General features: G+C 69.2%; 7 protein-coding genes. 2 read left to right on the plus strand and 5 right to left on the minus strand.

The window, feature by feature from the left end; genetic code table 11:
- Positions 1-338 (plus strand): S-adenosylmethionine:tRNA ribosyltransferase-isomerase (locus tag VEG08_15835; protein ID HXZ29466.1); only part of this gene is annotated, 338 nt, incomplete at its 5' end.
- Positions 339-465: 127 nt separating this feature from the next.
- Positions 466-3,195 carry a DNA polymerase I gene (polA, locus tag VEG08_15840; GenBank protein ID HXZ29467.1) on the plus strand — a complete coding sequence of 910 codons (2,730 nt, stop codon included), beginning with the start codon at positions 466-468 and terminating at the stop codon, positions 3,193-3,195.
- 285 nt (positions 3,196-3,480) lie between these two features.
- On the opposite strand, the gene VEG08_15845 is transcribed toward polA, so the two are convergent.
- The 5 genes from VEG08_15845 to xseA form a co-directional block, all read right to left on the minus strand.
- A complete protein-coding gene (locus VEG08_15845; GenBank protein HXZ29468.1) occupies positions 3,481-4,779 on the minus strand; it encodes a peptidoglycan DD-metalloendopeptidase family protein in 1,299 nt (432 codons plus the stop codon).
- A gap of 210 nt (positions 4,780-4,989) precedes the next feature.
- The gene (glmM, locus tag VEG08_15850) at positions 4,990-6,369 is read right to left on the minus strand and encodes a phosphoglucosamine mutase (protein HXZ29469.1); all 1,380 of its coding nucleotides are present in this window, start codon (positions 6,367-6,369) and stop codon (positions 4,990-4,992) included.
- Positions 6,366-7,043: a CdaR family protein gene (locus tag VEG08_15855; GenBank protein ID HXZ29470.1), complete on the minus strand. Its 678-nt coding sequence runs from the start codon at positions 7,041-7,043 to the stop codon at positions 6,366-6,368. The genes glmM and VEG08_15855 overlap by 4 nt, the downstream gene beginning before the upstream one ends.
- A gap of 3 nt (positions 7,044-7,046) precedes the next feature.
- Positions 7,047-7,931, minus strand: coding sequence for a diadenylate cyclase CdaA (gene cdaA / locus VEG08_15860; GenBank protein HXZ29471.1), 885 nt, complete (start codon positions 7,929-7,931; stop codon positions 7,047-7,049).
- Between the two features lie 138 nt (positions 7,932-8,069).
- Positions 8,070-8,946, minus strand: an 877-nt coding sequence (gene xseA, locus VEG08_15865; GenBank protein HXZ29472.1) for an exodeoxyribonuclease VII large subunit, incomplete at its 5' end; no start/stop codon positions are given.

Genomic DNA, 8,946 nt, shown 5'->3' on the forward strand with positions numbered 1-8,946 from the left:
CGCCTGCCGCCGCCCGGGCCATCGAGCGCGCCCGCGGCGCCGGCCGCCGCATCGTCGCCGTGGGCACCACCACCGTCCGCACTCTCGAGTACGCCGCGGCGCAGTCGCCCGAGGGCCGCATCGCCCCCATGACCGGCGCCTCCGACCTCTTCATCTATCCCGGCTTCCAGTTCCGCGTGGTGGGCGCTCTGCTCACCAACTTCCACCTGCCGCAGTCCACGCTGCTTATGCTGGTGGCCGCCTTCGCCGGACGCGAGCGCGTCCTCGCCGCCTACCAGCACTCCGTCCAGGAGCGCTACCGCTTTTATTCCTACGGCGACTGCATGCTCATTGAGTGATTGACGATTGGATCATTGACGTTTGACGATTGAAAAAGCGTGGCAGCTCCGTCACTCGATGATCGTCAATGAGTCAATCGTCAATCGGTCAATCCTCTGTGTCCTCTGTGGTTAAATAAACTTGCCCTTGCCCGCGAAGCCTCAATCCGCCGCCAAGCCCCCCGTCTTCCTCATCGACGCCATGGGGCTGATCTTCCGCGCCTACCACGCCATGGCGCGCCAGCGGCCCATGTCCACGCGCAGCGGCCTGCCCACCGCCGCCACCTACGTCTTCGTCAACATGCTGCGCAAGCTCATCGCCGACTTCCGCCCCGAATACCTGGCCGCCGTCTTCGACGTCGCCGGGCCCACCTTCCGCGACCAGCAGGCCGCCGCCGTCTCCACAGTCCGCAAGTTCGACATCAAGTCGCAGACCTTCCAGGAGGTCGAGTACAAGGGCTACAAGGCCACGCGCGCCGAGACCCCGCCCGACCTCAACCAGCAGATTCCCTACATCCGCCGCGCGCTCGAGGCTTTCCGCATTCCCATCCTGGAGATGCAGGGTTACGAGGCCGACGACCTCATCGGCACGCTCGCCCGCCAGGCCGCCGCGCGCTCCCATCCCGTCTTCGTCGTCTCCAGCGACAAGGACATGCTGCAGCTCGTGACCGACAAGGTCCACGTCCTCAACCCGCCCAAGGACAACCTCATCTGCGATCCCGCCAAGGTGGAAGAGATCCTGGGCGTGCCACCGGAAAAGGTGGTGGACGTGATGGCACTGCGCGGCGACTCGGTGGACAACATCCCCGGCGCGCCCGGCATCGGCGACAAAGGCTCGGTGGAGATCATCCGGCGCTTCGGCTCGCTCTCGGCCGCCCTGGAACGCGCCGCCGAGGTCGAGAAGAAGACCTACCGCGAGTCGCTCCAGAACAACCGCGACATGATCCTCTTCTCCAAGCAGATGGCCACCATCGAGACCAGCGTGCCGGTGGAGCTCGACCTCGAGGCCATGCGCCCGCAGCCCCCCGACGTCGAGGCCGCCCGCACCCTCTTCACCGAGCTGGAATTCACCGGCATGTTGCGCGAATTGGCGCCCTCGCTCGAGGTCTCGAAGACCGAGTATGCGGAGGCCCGCTCCGCCGCCGACGTCGAGGCTGTGCTCGCGTCCTTGCCCAAGGGCGCCGCACTCGCCGTGGCCGTCGAGTCCGCCCTCGAGGCCGAAGAAGAAGAGGAAGAGGAGGAAGAAGAGCCGACGGCGAAGAAGGGCAAGCTGCCGCTGGCGCCGCCCGTGCCCGAGGACAGGAAGCTGGCCATCTCGGCCGCGCCCGGCGCCGCGCTCACCGTCTCATTGGAGAAGGGCCCCGCCGCCGAACGCGTTCGCGCCGCCCTCGCCGATCCCGGTCTGCCCAAGGCGGTGCACGACTCCAAGGCCGCGCGCCACGCGCTCGCAGCCCTGGGTGTCGCGCTCGAAGGCGTGCGCGACGATTCGCTGCTGTTCTCCTACCTGCTCAATCCCACCACCGCCAAGCATGGTCTCGCCGACGCCGTGCTGCGCCGCTTCAGCCTGAACCTCTCGGGCGACCTGGCCCAGGCCGCCGACTTCACCGGTCGCCTCGCCGCCGCCCTGCGCCACGAGATCGAAGAGGCCGGCCTGCTCCAGCTCTACGACGAGATCGATCTGCCGCTCATCCCCGTTCTTGTCCGCATGGAGCAGGCGGGCGTGAAGATCGATACCGCCGTGCTGGGCAAGATGTCGGCGCGCCTGGAGCGTGAGGTCGTGGCCACGGCCAAGGAGATCCACTCTCTCGCCGGGCACGAGTTCAACATCAACTCTCCCAAGCAACTGGGCGACGTCCTCTTCAACAAGCTCAACCTGCCCAAGCCGGTGAAGTACGGCAAGGGCAAAACCATCTCCACCGCGGTGGACGTGATGGAGGAGCTCGCGCTTACTCACGAGGTCCCGCGCAAGGTGCTGGAGTACCGCCAGCTCGCCAAGCTCAAATCCACCTACGTGGACGCGCTGCCCGCGCTGGTCAGCCCCGCCGACCAGCGCCTGCATACCACCTTCAATCCCGCCTCCACCGCCACCGGCCGCCTGTCGTCCATCAATCCCAACCTGCAGAACATCCCCGTGCGCACGGAGCTGGGGCGCGAGATCCGCGCCGCCTTCATCGCCGAGCCCGGCAACCTGTTGCTCTCCGCCGACTACTCGCAGATCGAATTGCGCCTGCTGGCGCACTTCTCCGAGGACAAGCTGCTCACCGAGGCCTTCCGCCGCGGCGACGACATCCACGCCCAGACCGCGGCCCGCGTCTTCGGCGTGCCCCCGCTCATGGTGACCGACGACCAGCGCCGCGCCGCCAAGGTGGTGAACTTCGGCATCGTGTACGGGCTCTCCGCCTTCGGCCTGGCTCAGCAGTTGGGCATCGAGCAGGGCGAGGCGCGCAAGTTCATCGACGCCTACTTCGAGGCCCACGCCGGCGTGCGCCGCTGGATCGACCAGACCATCGCCGAATGCCGCAAGCAGCAGGTGGTGCGCACCCTCTTCGGCCGCATCCGCCCCATCCCCGACATCAACTCCAAGAACCCCAACCTGCGCGGCTTCGCCGAGCGCACTGCCGTGAACTCGCCGCTGCAGGGTACCGCCGCCGACCTCATCAAGCTGGCCATGATCCAGATCGACGCCGAACTCGCCCGGCGAAAGCTCAAGACCGTTATGACCCTCCAGGTCCACGACGAACTGGTCTTCGAGGTGCCGAAGGAAGAGTTGGAAGAAGTGCGCGCCCTGGTCAAGGACAAGATGGAGAACGCCCACAAGCTGCGCGTGCCCTTGCTGGTCGAAATCGGCGCCGGCCCTAACTGGCGCGACCTGGACTAGCGTCTTCGCTGCGGATCAGCGCGGATGAACGCAGGTCAAGAGAAGTCTTTAGGAGTGTCATCCTGAGCGAGCGCTGCCTTGCGGCTTTGCCGCAAGGCAGCGCGAGTCGAAGGACCTTGCGTTTTTCGGAGGAGTCGTTCTTCAGCCGTGGCATAGGAGCCCGCCCCTCGTCCCGCAGGGACGATTGGCAATAGCCCAGGACGAAGACCTGGGCAAGCGGCGGAGGAACCCCCGTCCCGAACGGCGCCGAGCGCAGCGAGGCGGGAAGCGAGGGACAGGGCGAAACTAGCGCCCGTTGGCCGAGGCCGCCAGGGCGGCCGCGCGCCGCGCCACGCCCGCCTGCGTGGCCGGCGCTGCCGGCAACTGCCCCAGTTCCTGGTCGCGCACCTGCGCGAACTCCGGCCAGTCCTTCTTCGACACCGGGTTGGCCGGCGGCAACTGCAGCCGCAGCTTCTCGAAGTTCATGAACTTGCCCTTCTGCGCGATGCGGAAGTCCAGGTGCGGTCCGGTGGCCAGCCCGGTGGCGCCCACCCGCCCGATCAGTTGTCCCTGCTCCACGTGCTGCCCGACGCGCACCAGCGCCTGCGAGAGGTGCAGGTAATAGGTCTGGTAGCTGTTGGCGTGCTGGATTTCCACCAGGATGCCGTCGCCGCCTTTGCGCCCAGCGTAGATCACGCGCCCTGACCCGATGGTCTGCACCGGCGTGCCCACGGGCGCGCCGTAGTCGGTGCCCAGATGCGCGCGGTACTCGTGCAGGATGGGATGGAAGCGGTGCTGGCTGAAGTGCGAGGTGATGGGCGCCGCGTACTTCAAGGGCGAGCGCAGGAAGGCCTTCTGCAGCGAGGCGCCGTCGTCCTTGTAGTAGGCGGGCTGGCCTTCGGCGTCGTGGAAGAGCACGGCGCGGTAAGCCTTGCCGCCGTTGACGTACTCCGCCGCCAGGATGCGCCCGTAGCCCGCGGTGGCGCCGTTGGAGAAGCGCTTCTTCTCCAGCGCCAGGCGGAAGGTGTCGCCGGGCCGCGTGTCGCTGTAGAAGTCGAGGTCGAAGCCGAAGATGGCGGCCAGGCGCATGGCCAGCTCGGGCGTCTCCCCGGCATCGAGCACCGCCTGCCACAGCGAGCCGTTCACCGCGCCGCTGACCCCGGCCACTTCGGTGGTAGTGGAGATGGTCTCGACGTGCGCCTGGAAGTCTTTTTCCTGGGGGACGATCCAGAGGATGTGCTCGGGATCGATCTGGTAGCGGACGAAGCGCAGCGCGCCCAGGCCGGAACGTCCCAGGGCCACGCGATGCCCCGGGCGGAGCTGCCGCAGCGGGAAGACCGGCTGGGCTGCCTGCACCATGTGGTAGGTGGTCGGACCGTCCAGGCCGAGACCCGCGAGCACGTCGCTGAAGTTCTGTCCGGGTTCGACCGCGCTCTGGGTGAGCACGGTGCGCCGCGCCGCCAGTTGGGGAATGTCTTGCCGCGCCAGCGCAGCTTCGCGCTCCACGCCGGCTTCCGCGGCGACCCGCGTGTGTACCGCAGCGGCCAGCGCGGCCACCGCGATCAGCACAACCAGAATGGAAAGATGCCGCTGACGAACTTGCACTCCGTCCCGCCGCCGGCCGCGCTTCCTTCGCGCCGCCGTTGCAAGAAGATACCTTGGGGCGTGGGATGCTTCCAAGAGGGAAAGGGATGCCGAGCGTGGTTCCGGCGTCACGACTTCAAAGCAGCCACGGATCAACACGGATTCTCACGGATGAGATCCTCAGAATCAAATCCGTGAAGATCCGCGAGAATCCGTGGCTGCCTGTGAAGTTCACGCCCCGAGGGCGCTGCGGATGGCCTCCGCGATGGCATGAGCGTGGGCGCGCATGACCGCTTCCGACTCCGCCTCCACCATCACCCGCGCCAGGGGCTCGGTGCCCGAGTAGCGCACCACCACCCGCCCGTTGCCGTGGAGCTGGCGCTCGGCCTCCTCGATGGCCCGCCGGATGGCCTCCACCTCCAGCAGCGGCCGCTTCTCGCGCACGCGCACGTTCCGGATGGTCTGGGGAAAGACCTTGAGGTCGGCGACCAACTCGGCCAGGGGCTTGCCCGCCCGCCCCACGACCTCGAGCACGCGCAGCGCGGTGAGCAGGCCGTCGCCGGTGGTGGCCTGGTCGAGGAAGAGGATGTGTCCCGACTGCTCGCCGCCCAGCACGGCCCCGCTCTTGCGCATCTCCTCCAGCACGTACTTGTCGCCCACGGGGGCGCGCAGCATGCGGATGCCGGAGCGCGCCAGCGCCGCCTCCAGCCCCATGTTCGACATGGTGGTGGCGACCACAGTGTGGTTGCGCAGGGCGCCGCGCGCCTGCATGTCGCGCGCCGCCAGCAGCAGGATGGCGTCGCCGTTGACGATCCTACCCTGGCCGCAGGCGAACAGGGCGCGGTCGGCGTCGCCGTCGAACGAGATCCCCAGGTCGGCGCCGCGCTCCTGCACCGCCCGCGCCACCACCTCGGGATGCAGCGCCCCGCAATGATCGTTGATGTTCTGTCCGTCGGGCGCGACGTTCAGCGACTCGGCGCGCAGGCCGCAGCGCGCCAGCACTTCCGGCGCCACCGCGCTGGCCGCCCCGTTGGCGCAGTCCACCACCAGCTTCAGCCCGCGCGCTCCGGTCACGTCCACGCTGCCGCACAGCCAGTCCTCATAGGCCCGGCGCAGGGCGGGGTCGCCGGGCAGACTGGAGCCCGCCTTCAAAGGCGACGCGGGCTCGGCGTCGGCGCGCTGCGGCGCCGCCAGCCGCGAGAAGATCTCGCCCTCGATCTCCAATTCGATCTGGTCGGGCAGCTTGTAGCCGTCGTGGCCGAAGACCTTGATGCCGTTGTCGGTCCAGGGATTGTGCGACGCCGAGATCACGATGCCGGCGCGGAAGCCGCGCTGCCGCGCCAGAAAGGCCACCGCGGGCGTCGTGGCGATGCCCGCGCTCTCCACCTCCACGCCCTGCTCGGCCAGGCCGCGCGCCAGGGTGTCGGCCAGGCGCGCACCCGACTCGCGCGTGTCCTGCCCCAGCACCACCCGCGCCCGCGAGCTCTGCGCCGCCAGGCGATGCCCCAGCACCCGCCCGATGAGCAGCACCGTGGCTTCGTCCAGGGGAAACTCCCCTGCCACTCCGCGGATGCCGTCGGTGCCGAAGAGCCGCCGCGCGCCGCCGCTCATCGTCCGCCTCCGCCGGCGCTGTTGCGGGCGGTGGTGACGGTCACGCGCACGCGCAGCGGCTGCACCACCCGCACCAGGGGATCGTTGACGAAGACCGCGGCGGGCACGGTCAGCGTGCCCACCACCCCGGTGGCGTCCACCGGGTCGGTGGTGACCGTGTCCAGAGCGTTCACCCGCTTGGCCGGGCCCATCACCGTCACCGCCCAGGGTTCGCAGGTCACCTTCTCCAGGTGATAGCCGGCGGGGAAGCTGCCCGTCACCCGCGGCCGCACCTCCACCGTGCGCGTGGCCCGCTGGTCCAGCTCCATGCGGAACTGCGTGGGCACCACCTGCACCACCTCCACCCCGTGAGGAACGCTGATCTCGCCGGTGTTCAGGTCGTAGGTGCGCTCCCCCGGCCGGCCCCCGCTGAGGTCGATCACAGGATGGATCTGCGAGGCCGCCACCTCGCGGATCAGCCGCTCCGGCCCGCGGATGCGGATCTGCGCCTCCGGGACCTTTTCCGAGGCGATCTCCATGTTCTCGGGCACGTGCTGGAACTCGATGGGCACGCGGAAGGCGATCTCGGCGGTGGGCTCGCGCGCCACCGCGAACCACAGCGTGGTCGCGGCCAGCAGGGAAAACACCTTCAGCCAGAAGTTGTGCAGCACGTAACGGCGGAAGAGGTCGGCCATGGCTCAGCGCTCCGCCTCCGTCCCCGTGCTCTCGCGCGGCAGGGCGCCGCGCGCCGGCGGGGCTGCGCTCCCCGGCGCCTCCGCCCCGGACGCGCCCGCGATGGGCGTGGGCAGCGTGGCCGGCGCCAGGTAGCGCTGCAGCAATTCGCTCAGCCGCTCGCGCAGATCTTCCGGCGTCAGGTCGCGCTCCACCGTGCCACCCACCGCCAGGCTGATGGCCCCGCTCTCCTCGCTCACGATCACCGCCAGCGCGTCGGTCTCTTCGGTGATGCCGATGCCGGCGCGGTGGCGCGTCCCCATCTGCGTGGAGAGCAAGGGATTCATGGAGAGCGGCAGGAAGCAGGCCGCGGCCGCGATGCGGTCCTTCTGGATGATGACCGCGCCGTCGTGCAGGGGCGCGCTGGGACGGAAGATGGAGGCCAGCAGGTCGTAGCTCAGGCGCGCGTCCAGCGGCACCCCGCTCTCGATGTGGGTCCTCAGCCCGATCTCGCGCTCGATCACGATCAGCGCCCCCGTCTGGTTCTGCGCGAACAGGTTGGCGGCCATCACGATGTCGTCGTAGGCCTCGGCCAGCTCGGGCGCCGCCCGCGAGAGCAGCAGCTTGCGTCCCGCCTTGGCCAGCATCTGCCGGATCTCCCCCGCAAACACGACGATGAGCGCGAAGATGGCGTAGGGCAGCAGCGTGTTCACCAGCCAGGTGACGGTCTTGAGCTGGGCCAGCCGGGCGAGATACACCGCCAGGGCCAGCGCCACCACGCCCACCACCATCTGCGTGGCCCGCGTGCCCTTGATCAGCGCCAGGAACTGGTACAGGACGATGGCCACCACCAGGATGTCGATCACGCTCCAGACCGACACCTGGGGCAGCCGCTCCCATAACTGCGTCATGCTGCTGGGGTCCTTTCGCCCCGGAAGGGGCTAGAAACCTACCATATTGTACTGCCCGATTCGCGCCCCAGAAGCGCGAGAGAACCTCGTCGCCCCGGATCGACGCGGATGAACACGGATGGTGGGCCGCTAGCTAGGCTAAGGGCTTCTTTTCTTCACCGTCGCCGCGATGGTCCCTCGTGCCACCCGCGCCGTGATCTCGTCGCCCGCCTTCACCTGCGCCGCATCCTTGATGAGCGCGCCGGAAGCGTCGAAGACCAGCGCATAGCCGCGGTCGAGGATCTTCACCGGGGAAAGCTCTTCCAGGCGCGCACCCAGCTTCTCCGCTGTCGCCCGCCGCTCCAGCAGCGCCGCGCGCGCGGCCGCGCCCAGCGCTGCGGTGCGCGCCTCGATCTCCCGCCGCATGCCGCTGAGCACACGCCGCAGGTCGAAGGTGCGCAGGCGCGCCGCCGCCACCTCCAGCTTGCGCCGCTGCTCCACCAGGCCGGCGGTGAAGCCCTGTTGCAAGCCGAAGACCGCCTCATCCACGCGCTGCTGCCGCCGCTGGATCAGCTCGCGCATGCGCGCGAAGGCGCCGTGCTGCGCCAGTTCCGTCAACTCCTGCCGCGCCATGAGCAGGCGATAGCGCGCCGCGCGTCCCAGCCGCTGTCCCAGCCCCGCCACCTGCTCCTCCAGTTCGCGCTTGGACTGGATGACGATCTCCGCCGCCGCCGAAGGCGTGGGCGCGCGCAGGTCGGCGACGAAATCGGCGATGGTGAAGTCGGTCTCGTGCCCCACCGCCGAGATCACCGGAATCTGGCTGGCGGCGATGGCCCGCGCCAGCGCCTCGTCGTTGAAGGCGGAGAGGTCCTCGGCCGAGCCGCCACCCCGGCAGAGCACGATCACCTCCACGTCGGCAACCCGCTGCAGGGCGGCCAGGGCCCGGCACAGCTCGGCGACAGCCTCGGCACCCTGCACGCTGGCGGGGGCGAGCAGCAGGCGGGCCGGATAGCGGCGGTGCACCACCCGCACCAGG

Source organism: Terriglobales bacterium (assembly GCA_035624475.1).
Taxonomy (GTDB): Bacteria; Acidobacteriota; Terriglobia; order Terriglobales; family Acidobacteriaceae; genus DASPRL01.